A 23359-nucleotide genomic window follows, 5' to 3' on the forward strand; every position below is an offset into this window, starting at 1 on the left:
TTTAACGCGGGTCTATCGGGGTCAAGATACCAGCCCTGGCTTCAATCACCTCGCCGGCATCCAGAACAACGTCCTCGCGGAACCGTTGCCCCAGCAATTGAACCCCAACCGGCAGACCTCCAGCCACACCCGTTGGCACCGACATCGCGGGAAAGCCCAACATCGGGATCGCCATCATCAACCAATTGGCTGCCATAACGCGTCGCATACTCTCCACACTCTGGATATCGGCATCTTGCTCGAAGGCCTGCTCGGCGGCCACCGGCATCAACATTAGCGGATATTTTTGCATGAACTGCTGCAACTTGACGATCAGGGTTCCGCGACGGGCGTATCCGTTCATGTAGGTCGTCAAGTCAGGTTGCTCGCCCCACCAGTCTTTGGCCACAGCATAGTAGTGTTCGGCCGTTTTCTTCATACCGTAATCGCCAACCTCTTCAACCAACGGCATCAACTGACGAAACTCCTCCATCGCCAGCAGGTACCAAAGCTTGTAGGCCTCCTCGAAAACGGGGTCGGCGACCTCTTCGACGACATAGCCGGCGTCGCGCAACCAGTCGGCGGCCTGATCCAATGCCGCCAACACTGCTGCTGTAGGCTTAGACGGCCCCGCATCGCGTAAAAAGGCGACTTTAATAGGCCGGGCCAGACCCGGCCCCGGAAGCGCCGGCGAGGCATGCACCAGATCCCGGGGGTCGAATGGGCTCATCGCCGCCAGCGAAAGGCGCAGATCTGACACACAACGCGCCAGCGGCCCTTGAGTCAACATGGTTTGAACAGATAACGCCTGATCTGCATCGGCAGGACCAAACCATGAAGGGATGCGACCTACGGTGGGACGCAAACCCGTCACGCCGCAACAATACGCCGGCTGCCGAATCGAACCCCCGATATCATTACCGTGCGCCATCGCCACCATGCCAGTCGCCGCCGCAGCAGCAGCCCCGCCACTCGAGCCGCCCGGTGTGCGGGTTGCATCCCAAGGGTTAAGCGTACGGCCATGCAGGTCGTTATTGGTAAACCAACGATATGAGAACGCAGGTGTATTACTGCGCCCGACAAATACGGCCCCTGACCGGCGCAGGTTTGCGACGTGCGGCGCGTCTTCGTGCGCCACCATGTCTTTAAATGCGACGACGCCATTGGTGGTCGCATGCCCTTTCTGGTCGCTGTTGACCTTGATCGATACAGGCACACCATGCAACGGCCCAAGGTTTTCACCTGACGCCACCGCGCGATCCGCCGCATCAGCCATTTCCAGCGCTTCTTCGGACGAGACCTCAACCAGTGCATTGACGTGAGGGTTGACTTGCTCGATACGTTGCAAGCTCGCCAAAGTGGCTTCACGCGAAGAAATCGCACCAGTTCGAATGCCACGCGCCAGCGCCGTTGCGCTCCAACGCCATAGTTCCGAAGGTTGCTGAGCAGGGGCAGAAATGTTCGTCATGTTTGTGTCTCCGTTATTGGTTTATGTGGGCCGGCGGTGGCCAAACCCAACTAAAACCAGCTTATCAACACGACAGACACCACAACAGCCCCTGCGGCCGCCCGCAAAGCAGCATTACGCAAAAACCGCAGGAAATGACAACAGCAGAATCTCGCATATTGGATCCGCGTGCACAACCTGCCCCAATTAGCGCTTTCCGACCCGTGGCGGTGACATATTTGCCTGTTGCCTTCTTACAGCCAAGATATACAATTAAAATGTATATCCAAAACAGGAGACTCATCATGCAAGTTGCAAAATGGGGCAATAGCCTTGCGGTACGCCTCCCTGCCAGTCTGGTCGAGGCACTTGAGCTGCGGGAAGGCGACGACATTGAAATTATTATTGATGACTCAAGAACCTTTGCAGTACGTAAAAAGCCAGGCGCCGACCAATTACTGAAACGCTTGCATGCGTTCCGGGGGAAGCTGCCCGCCGACTTCCACTTCGACCGCGAACAAGCCAATGCGCGCGACTAAATTTGGGCATTTTCTTGACAGTAATGTCATTCTGTATCTGCTCTCGACCGACCCTCAGAAGGCCGATCAGGCCGAACATCTGCTGGCGGCCGGCCCGGTGATCAGCGTACAAGTGCTTAACGAAGTGGCTCACGTATGCAGGCGCAAGCTGCAAATGACGTGGGACGACATTACCCAGTTTCTGACACTGGTACGGGGCTTTTGCAAGGTTGTGCCCCTTACCGAAACCATCCACGACCAAGGCAGGACAATTTCGGCGCGGTATCAATTGCCGTTTTACGATGCCTGCATTGTGGCGGCTGCAGCCGATGCGGGCTGCCACACTTTGTACACCGAAGACATGCATAACGGGCTGCGGTTGCCAGATCAACAAATTAGCGTCAAGAATCCTTTCAAATAGCGCCCGCAGCTACCGACAAAGCCGCATTACGCAAAAACCGCAGGAAATGACATAAACCGGTACCAGAACGGGACAGCGTTGTACCGCAGCAAGGCTGACATCTGTTTACAAAGCCGATCGATTCTTGCGAGCATTTAGCTTATAGTTCGAAACAGGCCAGACGGCCCAGGCTATCGCCAAACCCAAAAAAGGACGACGCACCATGTCTTCACCGTCAGCGCACGAAACCGTAGCCAAGACAACGCAAGACACCGACAGCCGCCTGAAATGGCTGCAAGATCACGTACAGTTTGTGCAGGCTTTTGCCAAAAACCCGTTGGGCATCGGTGCCATCCTGCCCTCGAGCCGAGCGCTGGCGGCCGCCATCACGGCTCATCTACAGCCGGGTTCCGGTAAAGTTCTCGAACTGGGCAGCGGCACAGGAGCTTTCACCCAATATATGCTGACCAGAGGGTTTGACCCTGCCGACCTTATCCTGGTCGAACAAGACGCGGCGCTGGCTGCCAGGTTGCGCCGCAGGTTTCCCCAATCTACCTTGCTGCAAATACCGGCCCAAACCTTGCATTTGCACTACGACACGACCCAGCGCGATATTGTCGCCACGGTGTGCGGTCTGCCCTTGCGCAATATGAACCGCAGCGTTCATGCGCAAATGCTTAAAGCCACTTTCGACGCGATGCGTCCAGAAGGCGCACTGTACTTGTTTACCTATGGCGCGACTTGTCCAGTGTCGACGCGCACACTAAACGCACTGGGCCTGACCAGCCGGCTAACAGCTTTTGTGGTTAAAAACCTGCCCCCGGCATGCGTTTTTTGTATTACCCGGATGACAGACACAGCCAGTAGTCAATGTAAATAAACGCAAGTTACACCCACAAATGCCGCATCAAAGAAAACCCGCTGATCATTAAAAGGGCAGCCAGCAGCCGACCCATGAGGGGTGGTGGAATACGCCCCGCCAGCCGGTTGCCCACCACAACCGCCAGCAACGCAATAGGCGCCCCCAACAGCCAGCGTGGGCCAACCACTGCAAAACTGAATTGCCCGTCAAACCACAGCACACTCACGGCAATTGACCCAGCCAACACCATCACGACCGGCACAGTAGCGCGCACTGCAGCAACGCTACCCGCGCATCGCTGCAACCAAGCCACAACTGCGGGACCTGCCGTTGCAAACATGACCTCAATGACACCAATGAGCAGACCAGCGAAATGCACCCAGCCCACCCCGGGGGGGATTGCCGGACGCCGGATGGGCAATAAAGCACGTAAGCCTACAACGGCCACATATACCCCCAAAAAAAATAGTGGCCATCGTTTGTCCAGCTCGCCCAGCAACCATATCCCTAGAAAAGTACCAACCGCCATACCCGGTAACAACCGTGTCAGCGACGACCACTGAACCTGTTTTATATTCAGGCCACCGTGCAAGATGGATGCGGCAATATCCAGCAATATTGCCAGGGCCACCACCTCGGCAAGTGGCCAATAATTAGCCAGCAGCGGGACAACAACCAATGCAGAACCAAAGCCGGTAATGCCCAGCACCAAATAGCCAGCGCACAGCGCCAGGGCAGGAAACAAAAACTCAGACAATATCATCAGGCTTGATCGCTTCCAGACTTTGAGCGTGATGCTGAATCCAACGCACAAGTGCTTCGGCGGCTGGAGTAAGAGGCAAATCGAAACGGCGCAATACATACACAACTGCACTGGGCACCGTTTCTTCTATATTGATCTGACGCAACGCCGCAGAGAACGCATTGCGCTCGTATAAAGCGCGAGGCATAGTGGTCAACCAGTCCGAATGGGCAACGATGCCCGGTAGCGCCAGAAACGATTCACACACCATACCCATACGCGGTGCCGGCAAGCCATAATGCCTGAAAGCCTCTTCGATAATGGCGCCCGGGCCGCGTGGCGCACTCGAGAAGACCCAGCGGCAATCTTGCAGATCGCTTAACCGTTTGGCGTTGATTAATGGGTGATTGTCGCGTGCGACGATGACGATCTGGCTGGCGTACAAGGCCTCGGCCACCAGATCTTGCTCGAGATCGTACCGATGAGCGGCCGTCAACGCGAAATCAAGGCTGCCATCGCGCAAGCTGGCGGAAATACCGGGATATAGGCCATCACGAACTCGCACCACCACTTCAGGGTATTCGTTGCTGAAACTGGACAACGCCTGCGGTAGTGCCGACAAGGCAATAGCTGGCGACGTGGCGAACGTGATGTTGCCTTCCCAGCGCCCCCGTAACTGCTGCATTTCATCTTGCGCCCGTTGCGCCTCGGCCACAATCAGCCTGGCGTGCTTGATAAAGGCCTGTCCAAAGTGCGACAGCGTCACACCTCGTTTGCTACGCACTAGCAACGGCGCATGCAAAGACTGCTCGAGTTGCTGTATGGCGGCGCTAAGCGCAGGTTGGGACATATGCAACTGCTGTGCCGCTGCCCTAAGGCTTCCGACCTCTTCGATGCACAGCAGGGCCTGCAAAGTTTTAAGCTTCATGCGCGTCGCTTTTTATGATCAATTTTTCTGATCATAACCAAAAAAATTAGATTTGTATCTTTCACTCTACAGACACTAGTATTGGACAACAGCTCATAAAAAAGACTCAAGGAGACTCGCATGTTCATTCAAAACTGCTGGTATGTCGCGGCCTGGGACATTGAAGTACCCGAAGAAGGGATGCTTGCCCGGACCCTGCTAAATCAACCTGTCTTGCTTTATCGGGACACCCAAGGCAAAGTTGTAGCGCTCGAAAATCGCTGCTGCCACCGGGGAGCCCCGCTACACCTTGGTCGCAAAGAGGGCGACTGCGTACGCTGCATGTACCACGGACTGAAATTCGACCCCTCGGGCCAGTGTGTCGAAGTACCCGGCCAAAGCCAGGTCCCGCCAAAGACACGCATTCGTAGCTACCCGGTTGTAGAACGCAACCGACTGGTTTGGATCTGGATGGGCAATGCAGAAACCGCAAACCCGGACGATATCCTGGACTATTTCTGGCACGACTCGCCGCAATGGCGCATGAAGCCTGGCTACATTCATTACCAGGCTAATTATCAACTCATCATCGATAACCTGCTCGACTTCTCACATTTAGCCTGGGTACACCCCACAACACTAGGAACCGAGAGTGCAGCCGAGCTCCGGCCAAAAATTGAACGCGACATGAATGGCAACGGCACTCTGACGATCTCCCGGTGGTATCTGGATGACGAGATGCCCAACCTGCACAAGAAAGTCGCACAATTCAACGGGAAAGTTGACCGATGGCAAATCTACCAATGGTCACCCCCCGCTTGTCTGCGCATGGACGCAGGATCTTCTCCGGTAGGCACAGGAGCGCCTGAAGGCACCCGGGTGCCCTTGGCTCTGCAGTTCCGACACACATCGATTCAAACGCCCGAAACCGAGAACACCAGCCACTACTGGTTCTGTCAGGCCAGGAATTTCGAGCTGGATGACGACAGTCTGACCGAAAAAATCTATCAGAGCGTCGTTGAAGCGTTTGAAGAAGATCGAACCATGATCGAAGCACAGCAAAAAATCCTAAACCTGACTCCAGATCGTCCGTTCTTGCCTATCGCTGCTGACGCCGGACTGAATCAGGCGCGCTGGCTGATTGATCGCAAGCTGGCCCACGAAGCCGACACAGAAAACACAAACTAACTCCAAGGAAACCCGATGAGCTTTAAAGGAAAAGTCGCCATCGTGACGGGTGGTGCATCTGGCTTTGGCGCAGCCATTGCCAAACGCCTGTCGCAAGACGGATGCGCCGTCATGCTGGCCGACCTGAATGAGGATCTTGCCAAGCAGACAGCCCAACAACTGTCGCAAGCAGGCGGCCGCGTCGACTGGCGCAAGTGCGACGTCGCACTTCATCACGACTACCAAGCTGTCGTCGACGCGACACAGGCGACCTTTGGTGGACTCGATATTGTCGTGAACAATGCGGGCACAACACATCATAACAAGCCGGCCCTCTCCGTCACCGAAGACGAATTCGACTTCGTCTTCCGAGTAAACCTGAAAAGCATTTTCTGGTCAGCGCAATGCGTACTGCCCTGCTTTGCCACTCAAGGGCATGGCGTGATGATCAACGTCGCCTCAACAACAGGCGTACGCCCCGGACCGGGCCTAACCTGGTACAGCTCAAGCAAGGCTGCCATGATCAACGTGACCAAAGGACTCGCGCTTGAGTTTGCCAAATCGGGGGTTCGCATCAACGCAGTCAACCCCATGATTGGCGAAACGCCCCTGATGGCATCTTTCATGGGCATGGAAGACACACCCGCCAATCGGGAAAAATTTCTGGCCCGCATCCCGTTGGGCCGTTTCACGCGCCCGGACGACGTTGCGGGTGCCGTAAAGTTTTTGGCATCGGACGACGCAAGCTTTATGACGGGCGTATGTCTGGATGTCGACGGAGGAAGAAACATATGACAACGCCATTTTCGTACAGCGCCCCCAAACTACTGATCGCCGGCCAATGGAGAGAAGGTCGGGACACCAACCGCAATTTGATCACCAACCCAGCCAACATGCAGGCACTTGACGAGCTGACACTAGCCAGCAAAGACGACCTGAACGAAGCGCTTGCGGCAACCCAAGCAGCCTTCAACGTTTGGCGACAAACCAGCGCACACGAGCGTTGTGAGCGACTGGAGCGCGGCGTAACGCGTATTCGAGAAAACACCGAACATATTGCGCATTTACTGACGCTGGAACAAGGCAAACCCCTTGCCGAGGCGCGGGCCGAATGCCAAATGGCAGCCGACCTGGTCAAATGGTATGCCGAAGAGGCGCGCCGGATCTATGGCCGGATTATTCCCTCGCGTTTACCTAACAGCCGGATGGAAGTACAAAAGCAGCCCGTCGGCCCCGTCGCAGCATTTTCACCCTGGAATTTCCCACTGGTGCTGTCAGCCAGAAAGCTCGGCGGCGCACTGGCTGCGGGCTGCACCATCATTTTGAAAGGGGCGGAAGAAACGCCCGCCAGCGTTGCGGCCATGGTCGATTGCCTGAATCACGCGTTGCCTGAAGGCGTTTTGCAACTGGTCTATGGTAACCCGCCCGACGTCTCGCAAACCCTCATCGAATCACCCGTTATCCGCAAAGTCAGTTTTACAGGCTCGGTACCTGTCGGGCGACATCTGGCTGAACTGTCGGCTCATCATCTAAAACGTATCACCCTTGAGTTGGGCGGGCATGCCCCCGTCATTATCTGTAGCGACGCCGACCTGAAACGTGCCGTAGATCTGCTTGCCACACACAAGTTCCGTAATGCTGGGCAGGCATGTCTTTCTCCCACCCGGTTCTTTGTGGCCCGCCAGTGCTACGACCAGTTTGTCGATCTATTCGGCAAGGCTGCGTCTGCTTTACGCCTGGGGTCGGGGCTCGACGCGCAAACGCAAATGGGGCCGGTGGCCAACGCGCGACGCAAGCAAGCTTTGCTCGACCTGATTGACCGTACCGTGGCGGCGGGCGCGCAACGCATTTCGGCGACAGCCCCCGACGAAGGTTGCTTCGTTTCGCCCACGCTGTTGGTCGATGTACCGCAAAGCGCCCCCGCCATGCGCGAAGAGCCGTTTGGCCCAGTCGCCTGCCTGGTGCCTTTTGACACGCTTGACGAAGCCATTGCGCTAGCCAACCAAAGCGAATATGGGCTGGCCGGATACCTGTTCACAGACTCCGCCGCCAGCATCCATACGGTAACGCAAAATCTTGAGGTGGGCAGCCTGGCCATTAACGGCGTTGGCGTTTCGGTTCCCGAAGCACCCTTTGGTGGTGTTAAAGACAGCGGCTACGGCAGTGAATCGGGCATTGAAGGCATGGAAGCTTTTCTTGACAGCCGCTTCGTGCATTACGTCAGCTAACTTCGTCGCTCCAAGGCGTCGTACCTCGATTAGGCAGTATTGCACTAAAGAGGCCGGCGCCTTTTGACATTTACGGAATATTTCATGAAACCCAACATTATCTATATTGTTTCGGACGACCTGGGTTACGCTGACCTAGGCTGCTATGGCGGGCGGGAGGCCCAATTCGGGCCGGTGTCACCTCATATTGACCAATTAGCCGCCGAAGGCGTGAAATTCACCCAGGGTTATGCCAACTCACCGGTGTGTTCGCCCACACGCTTTGCGCTCATGACGATGCGCTATCAATATCACGTTCGGGCTGGCCTCGAAGAGCCCATTAGTAGCCGCAGCAAGGGCAGCACAACACTTGGGCTGCCGCCCGAACTACCGACGCTACCCCGGTTACTGGGCGAAGCCGGCTATAACACGGCGTTAATTGGCAAGTGGCATCTAGGGTATCCGCCATCGTTCGGCCCGTTACGGTCGGGCTATGACGAGTTTTTCGGCATTATGGCCGGGGGCGTCGACTACTTTACCCACTGCAGCAGTACGGGTGATCACGACCTGTACATTGACGAGGAAGAGCACAAAGAGGTTGGCTACCTGACCGACGTGCTGTCGAACCGGGCCGTTGATTACATCGAGCGCATGGCACCCGATGCCAAAGCAGGCAAACCTTTCTTCCTGAGCTTGCATTACACCGCGCCTCACTGGCCCTGGGAAACTCGCGACGATGCTCACGTCGCACCCGAGATCGCCAAGAACCTGTTCCATCTGGATGGCGGCAACGTCGATAGCTACCGAAAGATGATTCACCACATGGACGAAGGTATTGGCTGGATCATGAGCGCGCTGCGCACGCAGGGGCTGGATCAAAACACCCTGGTCGTCTTTACCAGCGACAATGGCGGTGAGCGCTTCAGCGACAACTGGCCATTGGTCGGCGGCAAAATGGACCTGACCGAAGGGGGAATTCGCGTCCCCTGGATCGCTCGCTGGCCAGCCGTCATTCCTGCAAATACGGTGTCGACACAACATTGCATGACCATGGACTGGTCGGCGACCATGCTCTATCTTGGCGACGGTAAACCCCACCCAGCCTACCCGCTAGACGGTATATCGCTGGAACAAGTACTGAAAAATCCCTCAGATACCTTCGAACGTCCTTTGTACTGGCGCATGAACCATCGCAGTCAACGTGCTTTGCGCATGGGCGATTGGAAATATCTGAAAGTAGACGATGCGGAATATCTGTTCAACCTAAAGGCCGACGAACGCGAACGCTCCAACCAAGGAAAACGCGAACCCGGCCGCCTTGCACAAATGCGCGCGCATTGGCTGGAATGGAACACCAGCATCCCCACCATCCCAGAGGACGCCATGGTTAGCCTAGGGTATTCGTACAAGGATATGCCGCAGCGCTAGCCGCGTCGGCCATAGACGCCGCAAAAAAGCCGATGCCGCTTTGACGCGACATCGGCTTTTTTGCACCCTACACAAACTTTAATTGCAGCTCCAAGTTGATGACTGCTGTACCGCTAAGACCTAAAACCATTGCAATGGCGCCAGCACCAAACCGGGCCAAGCCATAATCACGGCGATCAACAACAGATTAGCGACAATGAAAGGTGCCACACCACGATAAATCGTAGATAAAGGCACATCGGGCAGCAACGACTTGACTGTGAACACATTCATGCCTACCGGTGGGGTCAACATCCCCAGTTCCACCATGACCACCACAAAAACGCCAAACCAAACCGGATTTATGCCCATATCAATGGCCACTACAGTAAACACCGGTGCCGTCAGCAACAGTACGCTCATGACTTCCATCAGCGCGCCCAATAGCAGATAAATCGCAACCATCGCCAGTAATACACCCAAGGTTGAAAAGCCACTGGTTTGTATCCACTCGACCAACTGCGCCGTCATGCCAGACAAGGTAATAAAATTAGCGAACACCAGCGCACCAAAGACAATGACAAAAATCATCGCCGTCGTTACGGCGGTTTCTTTCAGGCACTCGAGCAAAATCCGCAGCGTCATTTTTCGGCGGGCCAACCCAATAAGGAAGGCGCCCATGGCGCCAATGCCTGCGCACTCAGTAGCTGTAAATACACCGCCATACAGCCCACCCATGACCAGCACAAACAGCAACAAGGTCGACCAGACGCCTTTAAGGGCAATGAACCGTTGCTTGTAAGGCATGCTTTCGCCACGCGGCCCGAGGTCTGGACGCATCAAGACGGTAAACCAGACCGTAGCGATAAAAAACACAAGCAACAAAATGCCCGGCACGATTGCCGCAATAAACAGCAGACGAATGTCGGTCTCGGTAAGCAACCCGAAGATCACCAACGGCACAGAAGGTGGAATCAAAACACCAAGCACCCCACCGGAAGCTACCGAGCCCGTAGACAACTTGTCGTTGTACCCTAGGCGACGCATGGGCGGCATGGCCACTTTGGTCATGGTTGCGGCCGTAGCAATGGAACTACCCGAAATGGCGGCAAACAATCCGCACGCGGCCACTGTGGCGTGGGCCAACCCTCCACGCAAATGCCCCAGCCACGCATACGCTGCATCGTAAAGCTCGGCACTGATGTCCGCTTTATGAACAAACAAACCCATGAGAATGAACATGGGCAACACTGACATGCCGTAATTTGCAGAAGAATCAACAACGATTTGCCCAAGCATGTACAGCGCCGGGTCTATCCCCCGCAAAGCTGCATATCCGCCCACCCCCGCCAATAAAAGCGAAAAAGCCAACGGCACTCCAGCAAAGGCCAATAAAAAAACAACGCAAAATCCAATTAATGCAATAGTCATTCTGACCCCTCTTTGCCTTGCACTCCGCGCCACATCAGGCCCAACGCCAATAATGCCGAGATTGCAGCCAGAGTCGCCAATGAAAAGCTCAGAGGCGCAAATGGCAGATTAAGAACTTCAGTACGATTACCGGCATCGAGATCTTCAGTGGCTTGCACCCAAAGACGCCACGACAACAAAAGCAACGCCCCCATGCTCAGACCGTCGCAAAGCACCATTTTCAGGCGTCGCACGCCACCTTTCACCCACCCGTCAACGAGGCTAACGCTGACATGCTGACGGCTTCGTGTGACCAGCGGCAAGGCAATAAAAATAACCAACGCCATCGAATACTCGATAATTTCCATACTGCCCTTTACCGGGGCAGAAAATAAATATCGGGCAAACACATCGATAAACGTGAGCACCACAATGATGGCAACGGGGATGGCGCAAAGCAACCCAAGAGTGCGCTCCAACAGACCCGCGCCCGTCGTTTCAGATCCGGTATTCAAATTCATGAAAAGCCCTTTTCAAAACACAGCACCAAGAACGGTTCGAGCACGGCCTGCAGAACGGCTAACCGCACCATCGAATCACGATCCAGCATTCCGTCCGCAGACCGTTGACGTACTTGCGGATAATAAGTTAGTGTGCAAAACGAAGTACCGGCTTTACTGTCTTGCCCGAAATAGCATCTTCAATCGCTTCATTGATTTGCCCAAACGGGTACATGCGTACCAGCCGTTCAAACGGGAAGCGCCCCAACGCTTGCATTTCGATGAGTTTGGGAATGAAGACATCGGCGTTGGAGTCGCCCTCGACAATGCCCCGCAAAGTTTTGCCATTCAGCATCACATCGCGCACATCAACTTCAAGCACCGACCCGACCGGAGCGCCCCCTACAAAACCGCAGCGCCCTAGTGGCGCAAGGCAGTCAATGGCTTGCCGCAACACCGCAGTGACCGCAGTCGTATCAAGACTGACATTAGCGCCGCCACCGGTGACCCGAGCAATTTCCACCACAACATCGCTGCTGCCATCGGCAAGCACAGTGTGGGTTGCACCTAGTTCTGTGGCCAAAGCAAGTCGTTCAGCAACGCGATCAACCGCCACAATCGTGGCTGCCCCCAAAGCCTTGGCAGCCATCAAGGCCGACAAGCCCACGGCACCCGTGCCGAAAACGACCACCGATTCGGCTAAGCCTGGTTTAAGCACATTGATAATCGCGCCGGCACCGGTCTGAATACCACAGCCCAAAGGACCGAGCATTTCAAACACCTCGGATGACACGGTGTCGGGGACTTTAACGACGTTGCGCTCGGTACAAATCGAATATGTCGCAAACGACGATTGGCCAAAGAAATTGTGGCGCACTGGCTGACCGCCTCGAGACAACGCCGTTGATCCGTCTGGACGCTGACCTAAAAAGTTGGTTCCGAAAAAGTTCGTGCAATAGCTTTCGGCATGTGCATGACAACTGCCGCAGTGGCCGCAAGAATTAAAGCTCATCACCACTCGGTCGCCCACTTTGACTTTGGTCACCGACTTACCCACAGCCTCGACAATACCAGCCCCTTCGTGGCCAAGCACCATCGGTTGTTCGACAGGGAACGGGCGACGCATCACGGAAATATCAGTATGACAAACGCCGGTTGCCACCAGCTTTACTCGAATCTCGTTATCGCGTGGCGGCTCGATGTCAAGCACCTCGATAGTGAGCGCCTGATTCGGCGCGTTCAAAACCGCCGCATTTATCTTTAATGTGGCAGTCATTATGCGTCCTGCACACTTTCGTGAACCAGTCTTGATTCCTGATCGATAAGACGATCAATCATGGCCCGAACCCGGCCCAGCGCAGCATCGCTTCGTACGGCTTTAGGCTTGACCTCTGGCGCACTGTTCATGACCTCTTGTTGAGCTTCTATTACCCAACGATCTTCGGCAAACGCGGTCGACATACCGATACCTACCTTTTCAATAATGCCTAGGTCATCATGCGGAAATTGGCACGGCTGAATCCAGAAGTAATGTGTGGTTTGCTCGGTTTCGGGCGTTAACAACGAAAAATGACGCAAATGCAAACCGCCCGGCCGTTCGTGAGGCGCATCGTCGTCGCCAGCAGATACCGAGCCGGCCCAGTTCTCAAAAACGGATGGCAACCACCAAATTTGACGATTCCAGAAGTCGACAGGGCCTGTAAACTTACCCGCCATGGCATGCAATGGCGAAGGCTGACAATTACGAATCACCCGATTCAACTTGATGCCGCGATCGAATGACGTAATTTCGGGACGAGCATTGGGAAACTCGCTATTGCCGAGCGTGGTTCGGTGCACAAACGTCAGGTGCGAGAAATCGAGCAGGTTATCGGCGATGAGCTGGTAATTTGCCTTGTAGTGGATATAACCGCTAGCAGTCGGCCAGTCTGGCGCATTGTTCCAGTGCACATCAACAATCTCGTCGCGACTAGCCAGCTCCGGGTCACCCAACCAGATCCATAAAAAGCCATGCTGCTCCACCAGCGGGAAGCGACGTACACACATACCTGGCGGAATCACGTCTTGCCCGGGAATTTCTACGCAATCGCCCTGAGCGTCAAACTTCATGCCGTGATAACGACAACGGATACCGCCCTCTTCGACGTCACCCAGCGACAAGGGGGCAAGACGATGACAGCACCGATCTTCAAGCGCTACGGCCGTACCGTCGGACAGACGAAAAAGCACCACTTTTTCGTTCAGCAATGTGCGGGCGAGAGGTTTTTCGGTACATTCGGGGGCCGTTGCGGCCACGTACCAAGCGTTCTTGATAAACATAATATCCACCTAATGATTGAAGCGGGTGAGCCGACGAGCCTTTACTTGTTCGCTTCGGCCTGGGTTTTATAGAATTCGAGCGCTTCCTGACCGTTCACGCCTAGCTTTTCGGCGTCATCAAGCCAGGCTTGGGTAATAGGTTTGGCCAACGCATGAAGATCTTTTGTGAAAGATTCGTCGGCCAGATGAAACTTCGTACCACTTGCGGCCGCCTTGGCACGCGCCGACGTTTCAAGCTCGTCATATACCTTCATGCTTTGTGCAAGCGCTTCACCGCTAATCGCCGAGATCGCTTCGCGATCAGCCTGCGAAAGCGCCGCCCAACGCTTTTTATTGATGAACAAGACAAACGACGGCGCTGTCAGGCTTCCTGTCACATCGGTAACGTCAGTGGCGTAAGACACCGTTTTAAGACCATCGGCGTCCGAGACCGAGTAGCCGACGAAAGCATCGACCGTTCGGCCCGAAATCGCTTCGTAACTCCGGGCTGCAGGGGCAACCACAACGCCGGCACCAGCTGCCTCGACCACCTTGGCAGGAACGCCCGGGATGGAATAGACTTTTTGACCTTTGAGATTGTCAATGCCGTTGATTGGGCCTTTCATGCCGAACATGACACCGGGCGGTAACACAAACATACCCAGCACCTGAACGTCGGCCAGTTCGTTGACTTTGGCAAAGTGTTCTTGGTAGGTGCGCCATAAGGCAACCGAACTCCCCCGCGAGGTCGTGTTCACAAAGGGCAGGTGGGCGATTTGGTTAAGCTTGGCCTGCTCGGTCAACAAGCCATGAAACTGATACGCCACATCAAAAACCCCCTTGGTCACGCTGGGCAATTGCTGATGCGGCGCCGCAAGACTCGCAGGTGCCACGTCAACTTTCACCCGACCGTCGGTCGCCTGACCGACACGCTCAGCCCAAGGCTTGATGACAATGTCGGTAACCGGGTGCGTGGGCGACAAAAAGCTGTTTAGCAACAACGTGGTTGTTTTCGCAGATGCAACCAACGGGGCGCAGGCCGATAGAACCAATGCCGATAAAAGGCGCTTGTATTTCATTTTTGTCTCCGTATATGTATTTGTTTTGAGTAGCCATAATAGATGCGGCTCTGTATGCTTAACAAATCAGTTTTATTGCTCTGTGATCAGAAAAACCAATAAGCCAATTTAGCCATCACGCGCGCAAACAACCTCAACCACTTGCATGTGAAGCCCAATGAAAATTCAAACGCTCAAAGCCCTTTTGCGGATCAACGAGATGGGAAGTATTCGCGCGGCGGCGCTGGCTCTGCATATCTCGCAGCCGGCCCTTACTCTGGCCATACAGCAACTAGAAGACGAAGTGGGCGCACCACTACTAATACGCACTAAGCGCGGGGTGACATTCACGGCCTATGGCAACGCCGTCCTGCAGCATGCGCAACTTATCGTGTCGGAAAGCCAGCGTATCAATGAGGAAATCGCGCAGATGCGGGGGCATTGGGAAGGACAAATCAGGCTGTCCTCGGCGCCGGCCATATCATTGACAATCTTGCCGCAAGCGCTGCGGCCTTTCATGGCCAAACACACAGGAATCAAGGTGCATTGCATTGACGGGCTGTCACCCATGATCAATCCTGCTCTCAGGTCGGGCGGGCTTGACTTTGCCCTGACACCGGTAGAGCTGGATAACATTGAGCCGGGCCTGACCGTAGAACCTTTGTGCGAACGCAAAATTGTCATCGCCGCACATAAATCGAACCCCTTGGCCAAGGCCACACGCCTTGAAGAACTGCAAAGCGCCCGTTGGCTGTACGCAACCCCAAGACCGGGTCCAGGCGCACATATAGAAAAAGCTTTTAGCGCAGCAGGCCTTGAGCCCCCAAAACCAGTCATGATTTGCGAGTCGTTGTTGACGCTACCCGACCTTCTAGTCGACTCAAACTTCGTCACCACGCTGCCAAATATTATTTTTGAACGAGCGCAGCATACCCACGACCTGTGCGCCATTCCTGTTCAAGAGCCCATCCCCACACTGCAAATCGGCATCCTTCGCATGGAAAGTGTCCCTCTGACTCCGGCTACGCAAGAACTGTTGAGCTGGATTCGCTTTGCGGCCAACAACTAACCACCACTGCCGTTTACCGAGCCACGAAAACAGCTATAAAAAACATTACTTTTAGGCCCAGAAAAGATAAACTGGAAAACAATTGCATTTAATATGTAATAGGCTTCCAACTTTTAGCAATAGGCCAAATGCCCACATTTACCGACAACCCGCGCGATATGGCCGAGGCGTTGCCCAGCATGATCTGGACAGCTACCCCAAGCGGCCAGGTCGATTACGTTAACCACGTGTTCGCGCACTACACCGGGCACCCGGCCAACCAAGACGACACAATCGACTGGCTGGCGGTCGTGCACCCCGACGACCACGAATCTACACTGCGCATTTGGGGCAACTGCATCGCGTCAGGCGCCAAGTATCAGGCTGAATTCAGAATTTTCCATAAGCCCAGCAACAGTTACCGCTGGCACCATGTGGCCGCTACCCCGCACCACAACGCCGACGGCACAATTAGGCGCTGGTACGGCATCACCACCGACATCCACGACATCAAACTGGCCAACCGAGCCGTTGACAAGGCCCACGACGAGCTTAAACGTGTGGTTGCACTGCAGGCCCTCGAAAGCAAAGTGCTAGACGCCATCAGCCAAGAACGCGAACTGCAAGACATGCTCGACATCGTCACCCACGCTGTTGACGGCTTCATCCCTGAGGTTCAGTCTTCTATTTTGCTGGTAAAAAACGGGCGCTTATGGCTTGGGTCGGCCCCTAAACATCCGCAAGACTACATTGAAGCCATTAATGGAATAAGTGTTGGCGAAGGCAATGGCTCTTGCGGCACCTCGGCCGCCCGGCAAGAGCCGGTGATTGTTACCGACATAAACACCGACCCGCTATGGGCGTCGGTTAACGACCTGGTGGAACTTATCGACGCGAAGGCGTGTTGGTCAATCCCGGTTATCGGGGCCACTGGCAAAGTGCTGGCCACGTTTGGCATATACAGCCATCACCCCGCACCCCCAACCGACGAGCAGCTAGCCACTATTAACCATATTTGCCAGTTTGTGCGTGTGGCTATCGAACGTACCCAACAGCGCGAAGCCGCCCGCCAGATAGAGAGACAACTGCGGTTGTCGCAAAGCCGCGAGGCCATAGTCAAGCTTACGGGCGGCTTGGCACACGATTTCAACAATTTGCTCACGGTCATTTTAAGTAATGCCGGCCAATTGGCCGAAGAGCTTACCGAAGGCAGCGAACACCAGGAAATGGCGTTAGACATCAAACGCGCGGCGCGCCGCGGGGCCGACATGATTCGCAACCTGCTGTCATTTTCAAGACAACAGTTGCTGCAGCCTAAGCCAGTACACGTTAACTCCCTGCTTACGGGCATGCACACCCTGGCCGAACGGGTACTCGACAGCCGAATTACGCTTAACCTGGCCCTTGAAGCCCGCCCCGCCACAATTATGGTTGACCCGGCCCAGCTAGAAAATGCCGTCCTTAACCTATTGTTAAACGCACGAGACGCAATTCAAAACTCGGGCACGGTGACGCTGCGCACCCGCACCGTCAATCACTATAACGCTGCCCTTCCCCGCACTTTACCAGTCAATGCCACCTACCTTCTCCTCGAGGTACAAGACGATGGCCACGGCATTGCGCCCGACGCCCGGGAGCATATCTTTGACCCGTTCTACACCACCAAAGACGTGGGTAATGGCAGTGGACTCGGGCTAAGCATGGTCGATGGCTTTGTTAAACAGTCGAAAGGCGGCGTCGCCGTAACCTCAGCCTTAGGGCAAGGCACCACAATAAGCCTTTATTTCCCGGTGATGGCCGACGTCGTCACTGCGTCCGGCGCCAAATCAGAAATCGAAACCCCACCCAGCGGTACCGGCAAAATTTTGGTTGTCGAAGACGAGCCTGCGGTACAAACCACACTGGTGCGGCAATTACAAAAACTGGGCTACCAGGTGCTGGCTGCGGGCAACGGCCACGAAGGCTTGCTCGAGCTGCAACGCCACCCCGATATCGACCTGTTGCTTACTGACATGATGATGCCCGGCGGTATGGACGGCCAACAGTTAGCCACCCTGGCGCGCCGGCACAACCCCAACATACGCGTAGTGTTGTCGTCGGGGTATTCGCACAAACTGGCCAAAGATCAAGACCGCACCGCCGAAGGCTATTGGCTGTTACCCAAACCTTATTTACGAATTGATTTGGCCACTTTGCTGAAAAAAGCACTTGCTACCTTAGCCACTTAGGTCCCAACTCACCCGCGCTTGGCCGACCTGCTTGCCAATTCACGAACAACCTGATCACGCAGCAGTATCAAGACCTGTAACTCGCGTTCAGAAGGGTTCCGCGGGGTGTGATCAAAAATACTCAGTGCGCCCAAAACACAACCGTTAAACCGAATAAGCGCACCTGCATAAAACTGCAACCCATGCCACCAAGAAGCCAATTGCGGCGTTTTTTTACCTTGCAATGCAGCACAAAAATCGCCTCCAACAACCAGGTCGGCATAAGGGTTCGGCTCGAGCAGCGTTTGCGAACAAATGTATGGACAAATCGGCAGCTCGCGCGCACCTAGGCCCACTTCAGCCTTGAACCAAAAACGATCTTTATCTATGAAGTTTATGGCCGCAGCCGGCACACCCCACGTGAGAGCGGCCAAACTCACGATGTCGTCGAAGGCCTCCTCGTACTCGGTATCGAGAATGCCCAACTGATCTAAAACACGTAACCTTTGGCTGTCGGACACCATAGCGTCAACTCGAGGGTCTGCTTCGCAAGTAACCATGGCTTTACATATAAGTGACGATAGTTGACTTTGTTTCTTATAGATACGTTTTGTTAATTATAATATTTGAGATACTCATCAAGCGCCTTAATAGCCCTATAAATTGAAAGGGTTCTGATTTGCTAGGCTCGATACACGCGTCTATTACGTAAACTAGGCTTTTGAGCTTCTATACGCACTAGAATCAACAACAAGGCCGGCCATTTTTCCGGCCTTGCTGTTGGATAATAGCGGCGCCACAAGAGCGCCGCACTACCCCTTAGAACTTCACACGCAAATACAAAGAACCTGTATTTTCGGTGTTACCGTTACCAAACTGGCCGTTGTACGACAGCCCCAGAGCGGCCTGCTTACCAACAGCCATTTCAGCCCCTAAGTCGACCAGCGCTGCGTTCTTGGCAATAGGCGAACCTGCCACCTTGAAGCTCGCACCATTACCCTGAGTGAAGCGCATGCTGCGAGACGATTCGATATCGCCCGCTGCATGGCGCCAGCCCAACCCGGCAAACAATGTAGCTTTGTTAGTCCCGGTATCAATGGTAGTTTTGCCGCGCAGGCCCAAGGTAAACATGGTGACGTCGTCGGTTTGGCTATCGCTGCTAAGCGCAGCTGCCCCACCCGATTCGGCAAAACCCTTGGCACGCTGACTCAGCCACGCAACGCCCAGGTATGGCTCAACTTCGCTGGCCTGCCCCACCGGCATGGCATAACCCAGCTCGGTAAACAGTTGCGTCGTATTGACATGGTAGTCGGCCTTGAGGGTTTGATTGCCCCCCAGGGTAACGTAACGGCGGCTGTCGACATTGTGACGGGTATAGGACGCACCGGCCATGAAGTTGACTTTGCCTTCACCAGTTGCCCAGCTGTTGCCGCCATAGAGCGCGGCGGTGTAGCTGTTGACGTCTGATTTTGAAGAACGGTCGTTGACTTCGATTTTGCCATCGGTAAAGCCGAAAGCGGCACCGACACGCCAACCGTTACCCACTGCGCCATCGCCCCCCACGAACAGACCTGTGGTCCGCGTACTGACCTTGGCAGCATTGCCATTGTCTTCAAGCGAACCCCAGTTGCCAACGACCTCGGCCCACAACGGGCGTGCGTTAGACGTGGGCATGGCACCCGCGGGCAAACCACCCGACGACTGGGCCACCGGCGCGCCAGGGGACATACCTGCACCCAGATTGCCGCGCATGCGGTTGGACAAGGTTTTGGTAATAACGCTGGCGCCACTTAAAAGTGCCGACTGCGTGCTGCCGTGAACTTCACCCGAAAGTTGATTGAGGGCGCCGGCGGTATCGGTAGACTGCATCGCTGCGTCGGCCGAGGCGTTTTGACCCAGAACAGTCAACACACCATCTAGAGTGGCATTTTGGTTAGCCGACAACCCTGGACGCTTGGCGGCCACTTTGGCATCGTCTGCAGACAGACTGATCTTGACGTCTTTAGCGCCGTACTGGGTAGCGTTAAGCTTGACCAATGTGCCGTCAAAACTGCTGTCGAGGGCTTCGGATTTGAATCGTTTTGTTGGATCAGTTGCCCCGTCAATGGCACCGGCCACGGCTTCTACAATAGTGTAGTCATGGTTCAGCTTGTAACCGCCCTTACCGTCTTCTTGACGCACTTGCAGGTCGATACCGCTAAGGTCTACGTTACCGGTTGAAATGCGGATCAGGTCGGATGCACCGGCCGCATTAACTTCGGCAACATAAGTACCCGTAAAACCCGCCATAGAACCATAGGTTTGAACACCCACGGAGTTACCAGGGCCCAAAGTACCGCCCGAGCCCCGCAGTACGCCTGCCACGTTCAGGTTACCGCCCAGGGTGGCGCCGCTATTTACAACCGCATCGCCGGTAATGGTGACGGGGTTTTGCGTGGTACCGCCGCGTAGCGACGAGTTGCTGTCCAGTTGAACGCCACCATTGATGGTGGTGCTGCCACTACCCAGGCTGACGCTGCTGTTGCTGGCAGCCAGCGCGGTGCCAGTACCGCTGCCAATGGTGTTGGAGGGTCCGGCAAAGTTCAGTGTGCTACCCACGGCGGTTACACCGCCTTGAATAATGGCATTATTGTTGAACTGCAGGGTAGAACCCGTTTGCCCAGACAGGCTCTGGGTAATGGTGGTGGTGCCCGACCCTTGAAACGTCATGCTCGAGTTAGAGGCGGCCGAAACGCTGCCCGTCACTGTATTGACATCGTTGAAGGTAACGGTGGTGTTCGATGTGTTGGTAACACTGCCAGTGTTGCCGGTAATGGGTTTACTTCCATCAGCAACGGTGGTGTTACCGTCAACAACCAGCCCTGCCCAGAACGCCCCGTCTTGAACATCCAGAACGGTTTGGGCAATTCTGTTTGAATCCGTATCCCTTAAGCCTCCGTAATAGTTCTCAATGTTGCCATCGGCATAAGAGCCGGCTTTTAACGTAAGGTTGACTACGCCATCTTCGCCACTGCCGGTACGATCCACGCGTAGCAATGTACCGTTATTCTTGGTCAGCGTTGAGCCGCTGCCAACGGTAATTTTTTGAGTCTGACCATGTGTGTCGAAGTTGGAGCTTATCGACGCCAGGCCTGCCTCGACAGTAGTGTCATTCAGAGTGACTTCAGCACCATTTAGTATTTCAATGGCGTTGCTCTTGAGGGCGACAAGACTGCTACCATTCGAGGTCGTCAGTTTGCTACCTTGACCAGAAATGCTGGCGGCAACTGAGCTTGTACCGCGTGTCTCCACGCGAGTCTTGTTCAAGTCAATGACACCAGTTTTTTGCGCCAAAACACCATAACTGCCATCACCAAGGGTGGTGATCGACGCGTTATTGAGATTGACACGAGCAGCTCCTTCCTCAGCGAGTGCCCCCATATTTTTATAGACTGAGGCCCCACCCCCTTGAACCAGAATGTTTGCGTTGCTGTAAGTAGCCACGCCACCGTTCAAAGCCCAAAGCCCATAGCCTACCTGACCTGATGTTGTTACGTCCACGCCGTCGGCCGTAACGGTCGACCCAGCGTCGCGTGCATAAAGACCATAAGCCATGAAGCCGTTTGTAGTAACAGAGCCCCCAGTTAATTCGACGCTTCCACCGTTATAAGCATGTGCTCCGTAAGCTCGCTGACCTTGAGTAACTATGGTGGTGCCGGTTGTTGAGATTGTCGACCCCGCACCATCTGCATAGAGGGCGTACCCGCGTGATCCCTGGCCTTCACCTTGGCTTCCTTTGCCATTCTCGTTCTTTGTTTCTATGGTGCCGCCAGTAAGCGTTATTGTTCCGCCCTCATTTGCATAAGCGCCGTAACCAAGCCCTGTTGTAACGACGTTCGTGTTGACGCCTGTGATGCTTGAGTTGGCGCCCAGCGAGTACAAACCGTGGGCGCCGTCTATGCCGAGGTTACCGTCAGCAACTGTGACCCCATTGTGGCTGGTGCTGATAGAGCTATTTGTAAGTGTTATCTTCCCGCCGCGTTCGGCTGTTGCGCCGCGAGCCTTCGAACCAGTGGTAACAATTGTGGTGTTGTCGACTGAAATGACCCCGCCAGTGGCGTTTTTATCGTTATTAGCGACCAAGCCATGGCCGAGCTCACCGCTGGTGGTTATTTTCGTGTTGTTCAGCGTGATGGTTGACCAGCTTTCGGCAAACGCACCAAAGCCATTTTTCCCCGTGGTGTCGATAGTGACGTCTGATGCACCTGTCGTGCTGATGAGACTGCCGTCGATGGCGTGCAGAGCAAAAGAGTCGTCACCGGTTGTCGAAACGGTAACGCCGACGCCAAGATTGATTACAGACTTGTCTGTGCCGTCTTTAGAGCTAGCGCCCGACTGAATGCCGTGGGCTTTATTGCCCACGGTGTGGACGATCATATTGGATGCGTTCAGCGTGGACGCAGCACTGCTTCCATTTTCGTGAACCAGAACGCCCCAAGCGCGTTTGGAAGAATCTGTAGTACTTGCTTTGTAGTTTTTGCCATCAATGGATGCCGACTCACCATCTCTGTGACTATAGGCTGCAGCGTTGGTTGCCTGGTTGTCGTACTGCGTATCCGCCACCGCCGTTCCCGCTACTCCTATCAAGCCCGCACCCGCCAAGGCAAGTACACCGCTGCGCAACATGCTTTCTGCGCAGCTTTTCTGCACCGAAGAGCCCGAGCGCTTTCCGCGCGCGTGGCTTAGTTCTGAAACGGCTACGTATGTGCCGGTTTTTTCGTTCCAGATGGTTTTGTAGACCCTATTCATTTTCTCTCCTGTGCAGCTTATGCCCGGTGTTGCCGTTGGCTAACCGTAGAAAGCCTGGTTCAACGTGATTTATTTGGATACAAGTAGATTTTTGTATCCATTGAAACATTTTTACTCACATTGATCAAGCAACCATAATTATATAAATAACATTATTTTCGGTTGAAAAATGAATTCAATATTTCAAATAACTTCATAGGAATTGCAAAAAACCAAAGTTCAAAACGCGGAAATGAAGTAGTTTTTTAGCCCTATTTTTATTTAAAAGCCTAATAAACAAGAAAAATTCAGGGAAAAGTACACTAGAACAGCAAGCCAACTGCCCAAAAAATAAATTACTCATTCCTTCAATTACATTATATTTTTTGTATACACCAAAGATCAGACGAGGCAAGAAGCACGCTTAAATGTAAG

General features: G+C 54.5%; 19 protein-coding genes. 9 read left to right on the plus strand and 10 right to left on the minus strand.

Features of this window, described 5'->3' with window-relative positions:
• Nucleotide 1 precedes the first annotated feature (1 nt).
• Nucleotides 2–1447, minus strand: coding sequence for an amidase family protein (locus PuT2_RS01015; protein ID WP_093969166.1), 1446 nt, complete (start codon nt 1445–1447; stop codon nt 2–4).
• 284 nt (nt 1448–1731) lie between these two features.
• Here PuT2_RS01015 and PuT2_RS01020 point away from each other — a divergent pair, with 284 nt between their 5' ends.
• From PuT2_RS01020 to PuT2_RS01030, 3 genes are all read left to right on the plus strand, one after another.
• Nucleotides 1732–1965, plus strand: a complete 234-nt coding sequence (locus PuT2_RS01020; protein WP_093969167.1) for an AbrB/MazE/SpoVT family DNA-binding domain-containing protein — start codon at nt 1732–1734, stop codon at nt 1963–1965.
• A complete protein-coding gene (locus tag PuT2_RS01025; RefSeq protein WP_093969168.1) occupies nt 1952–2365 on the plus strand; it encodes a PIN domain-containing protein in 414 nt (137 codons plus the stop codon). The genes PuT2_RS01020 and PuT2_RS01025 overlap by 14 nt, the downstream gene beginning before the upstream one ends.
• Nucleotides 2366–2567: 202 nt before the next feature.
• Nucleotides 2568–3224, plus strand: coding sequence for a class I SAM-dependent methyltransferase (locus PuT2_RS01030; RefSeq protein ID WP_093969169.1), 657 nt, complete (start codon nt 2568–2570; stop codon nt 3222–3224).
• A 7-nt stretch (nt 3225–3231) separates the two neighbouring features.
• Here PuT2_RS01030 and PuT2_RS01035 read toward each other — a convergent pair whose 3' ends face one another.
• Nucleotides 3232–3963 (minus strand): sulfite exporter TauE/SafE family protein, encoded by a 732-nt coding sequence (locus PuT2_RS01035; RefSeq protein ID WP_093969563.1) that lies wholly within the window; start codon nt 3961–3963, stop codon nt 3232–3234.
• The gene (locus PuT2_RS01040; RefSeq protein ID WP_093969170.1) at nt 3956–4876 is read right to left on the minus strand and encodes a LysR substrate-binding domain-containing protein; all 921 of its coding nucleotides are present in this window, start codon (nt 4874–4876) and stop codon (nt 3956–3958) included. The genes PuT2_RS01035 and PuT2_RS01040 overlap by 8 nt, the downstream gene beginning before the upstream one ends.
• A gap of 120 nt (nt 4877–4996) precedes the next feature.
• Between PuT2_RS01040 and PuT2_RS01045 the strand changes: the two genes are divergently transcribed.
• The 4 genes from PuT2_RS01045 to PuT2_RS01060 all read left to right on the plus strand — a co-directional run bounded on the left by PuT2_RS01045 (nt 4997) and on the right by PuT2_RS01060 (nt 9657).
• Entirely contained in the window at nt 4997–6043 is a 1047-nt protein-coding gene (locus tag PuT2_RS01045) for an aromatic ring-hydroxylating dioxygenase subunit alpha (RefSeq protein ID WP_093969171.1), read from the plus strand.
• Between the two features lie 15 nt (nt 6044–6058).
• A complete protein-coding gene (locus PuT2_RS01050; protein WP_093969172.1) occupies nt 6059–6817 on the plus strand; it encodes an SDR family oxidoreductase in 759 nt (252 codons plus the stop codon).
• Complete coding sequence (locus PuT2_RS01055) at nt 6814–8250, plus strand: NAD-dependent succinate-semialdehyde dehydrogenase (protein ID WP_093969173.1); 1437 nt, start codon at nt 6814–6816, stop codon at nt 8248–8250. The genes PuT2_RS01050 and PuT2_RS01055 overlap by 4 nt, the downstream gene beginning before the upstream one ends.
• An 84-nt stretch (nt 8251–8334) precedes the next feature.
• Nucleotides 8335–9657 carry a sulfatase gene (locus tag PuT2_RS01060; protein WP_093969174.1) on the plus strand — a complete coding sequence of 441 codons (1323 nt, stop codon included), beginning with the start codon at nt 8335–8337 and terminating at the stop codon, nt 9655–9657.
• Nucleotides 9658–9777: 120 nt separating this feature from the next.
• Here the strand turns inward: PuT2_RS01060 and PuT2_RS01065 are convergent, their stop codons facing one another.
• The 5 genes from PuT2_RS01065 to dctP form a co-directional block, all read right to left on the minus strand.
• Nucleotides 9778–11067 (minus strand): TRAP transporter large permease, encoded by a 1290-nt coding sequence (locus PuT2_RS01065; RefSeq protein WP_093969175.1) that lies wholly within the window; start codon nt 11065–11067, stop codon nt 9778–9780.
• Entirely contained in the window at nt 11064–11567 is a 504-nt protein-coding gene (locus PuT2_RS01070; RefSeq protein WP_093969176.1) for a TRAP transporter small permease, read from the minus strand. The genes PuT2_RS01065 and PuT2_RS01070 overlap by 4 nt, the downstream gene beginning before the upstream one ends.
• A 127-nt stretch (nt 11568–11694) precedes the next feature.
• Nucleotides 11695–12822: an NAD(P)-dependent alcohol dehydrogenase gene (locus PuT2_RS01075; RefSeq protein ID WP_093969177.1), complete on the minus strand. Its 1128-nt coding sequence runs from the start codon at nt 12820–12822 to the stop codon at nt 11695–11697.
• Nucleotides 12822–13865, minus strand: coding sequence for an aromatic ring-hydroxylating dioxygenase subunit alpha (locus PuT2_RS01080; RefSeq protein WP_093969178.1), 1044 nt, complete (start codon nt 13863–13865; stop codon nt 12822–12824). Before PuT2_RS01080 ends, PuT2_RS01075 begins: the two co-directional genes overlap by 1 nt.
• Before the next feature lie 41 nt (nt 13866–13906).
• Nucleotides 13907–14923: a TRAP transporter substrate-binding protein DctP gene (gene dctP / locus PuT2_RS01085; protein WP_093969179.1), complete on the minus strand. Its 1017-nt coding sequence runs from the start codon at nt 14921–14923 to the stop codon at nt 13907–13909.
• 157 nt (nt 14924–15080) lie between these two features.
• On the opposite strand from dctP, the gene PuT2_RS01090 reads away from it, so the two are divergent.
• Nucleotides 15081–15971 carry a LysR family transcriptional regulator gene (locus PuT2_RS01090; RefSeq protein WP_093969180.1) on the plus strand — a complete coding sequence of 297 codons (891 nt, stop codon included), beginning with the start codon at nt 15081–15083 and terminating at the stop codon, nt 15969–15971.
• Nucleotides 15972–16099: 128 nt separating this feature from the next.
• Nucleotides 16100–18178 (plus strand): ATP-binding protein, encoded by a 2079-nt coding sequence (locus tag PuT2_RS01095; protein WP_093969181.1) that lies wholly within the window; start codon nt 16100–16102, stop codon nt 18176–18178.
• 8 nt (nt 18179–18186) lie between these two features.
• Here PuT2_RS01095 and PuT2_RS01100 read toward each other — a convergent pair whose 3' ends face one another.
• Both PuT2_RS01100 and PuT2_RS01105 read right to left on the minus strand, forming a co-directional pair.
• Nucleotides 18187–18717: a GAF domain-containing protein gene (locus PuT2_RS01100; RefSeq protein WP_143516081.1), complete on the minus strand. Its 531-nt coding sequence runs from the start codon at nt 18715–18717 to the stop codon at nt 18187–18189.
• A gap of 259 nt (nt 18718–18976) precedes the next feature.
• Nucleotides 18977–22945: an autotransporter domain-containing protein gene (locus PuT2_RS01105; protein ID WP_093969183.1), complete on the minus strand. Its 3969-nt coding sequence runs from the start codon at nt 22943–22945 to the stop codon at nt 18977–18979.
• Between the last annotated feature and the right edge of the window lie 414 nt (nt 22946–23359).

The organism is Pusillimonas sp. T2 (assembly GCF_002236805.1).
Classification (GTDB): Bacteria; Pseudomonadota; Gammaproteobacteria; order Burkholderiales; family Burkholderiaceae_B; genus Neopusillimonas.

Bases quoted from the DNA above. Each gene is read 5' to 3' on its own strand.
- PuT2_RS01090 (WP_093969180.1), top strand. From the start codon at position 15,081: ATGAAAATTCAAACGCTCAAAGCCCTTTTGCGGATCAACGAGATGGGA.
- PuT2_RS01055 (WP_093969173.1), top strand. From the start codon at position 6,814: ATGACAACGCCATTTTCGTACAGCGCCCCCAAACTACTGATCGCCGGC.
- PuT2_RS01040 (WP_093969170.1), bottom strand. From the start codon at position 4,876: ATGAAGCTTAAAACTTTGCAGGCCCTGCTGTGCATCGAAGAGGTCGGA.
- PuT2_RS01045 (WP_093969171.1), top strand. From the start codon at position 4,997: ATGTTCATTCAAAACTGCTGGTATGTCGCGGCCTGGGACATTGAAGTA.
- PuT2_RS01050 (WP_093969172.1), top strand. From the start codon at position 6,059: ATGAGCTTTAAAGGAAAAGTCGCCATCGTGACGGGTGGTGCATCTGGC.
- PuT2_RS01015 (WP_093969166.1), bottom strand. From the start codon at position 1,447: ATGACGAACATTTCTGCCCCTGCTCAGCAACCTTCGGAACTATGGCGT.
- PuT2_RS01080 (WP_093969178.1), bottom strand. From the start codon at position 13,865: ATGTTTATCAAGAACGCTTGGTACGTGGCCGCAACGGCCCCCGAATGT.
- PuT2_RS01100 (WP_143516081.1), bottom strand. From the start codon at position 18,717: ATGGTTACTTGCGAAGCAGACCCTCGAGTTGACGCTATGGTGTCCGAC.
- PuT2_RS01065 (WP_093969175.1), bottom strand. From the start codon at position 11,067: ATGACTATTGCATTAATTGGATTTTGCGTTGTTTTTTTATTGGCCTTT.
- PuT2_RS01020 (WP_093969167.1), top strand. From the start codon at position 1,732: ATGCAAGTTGCAAAATGGGGCAATAGCCTTGCGGTACGCCTCCCTGCC.
- PuT2_RS01030 (WP_093969169.1), top strand. From the start codon at position 2,568: ATGTCTTCACCGTCAGCGCACGAAACCGTAGCCAAGACAACGCAAGAC.
- PuT2_RS01060 (WP_093969174.1), top strand. From the start codon at position 8,335: ATGAAACCCAACATTATCTATATTGTTTCGGACGACCTGGGTTACGCT.
- PuT2_RS01025 (WP_093969168.1), top strand. From the start codon at position 1,952: ATGCGCGCGACTAAATTTGGGCATTTTCTTGACAGTAATGTCATTCTG.
- PuT2_RS01095 (WP_093969181.1), top strand. From the start codon at position 16,100: ATGCCCACATTTACCGACAACCCGCGCGATATGGCCGAGGCGTTGCCC.
- PuT2_RS01070 (WP_093969176.1), bottom strand. From the start codon at position 11,567: ATGAATTTGAATACCGGATCTGAAACGACGGGCGCGGGTCTGTTGGAG.
- PuT2_RS01105 (WP_093969183.1), bottom strand. From the start codon at position 22,945: ATGAATAGGGTCTACAAAACCATCTGGAACGAAAAAACCGGCACATAC.
- dctP (WP_093969179.1), bottom strand. From the start codon at position 14,923: ATGAAATACAAGCGCCTTTTATCGGCATTGGTTCTATCGGCCTGCGCC.
- PuT2_RS01075 (WP_093969177.1), bottom strand. From the start codon at position 12,822: ATGACTGCCACATTAAAGATAAATGCGGCGGTTTTGAACGCGCCGAAT.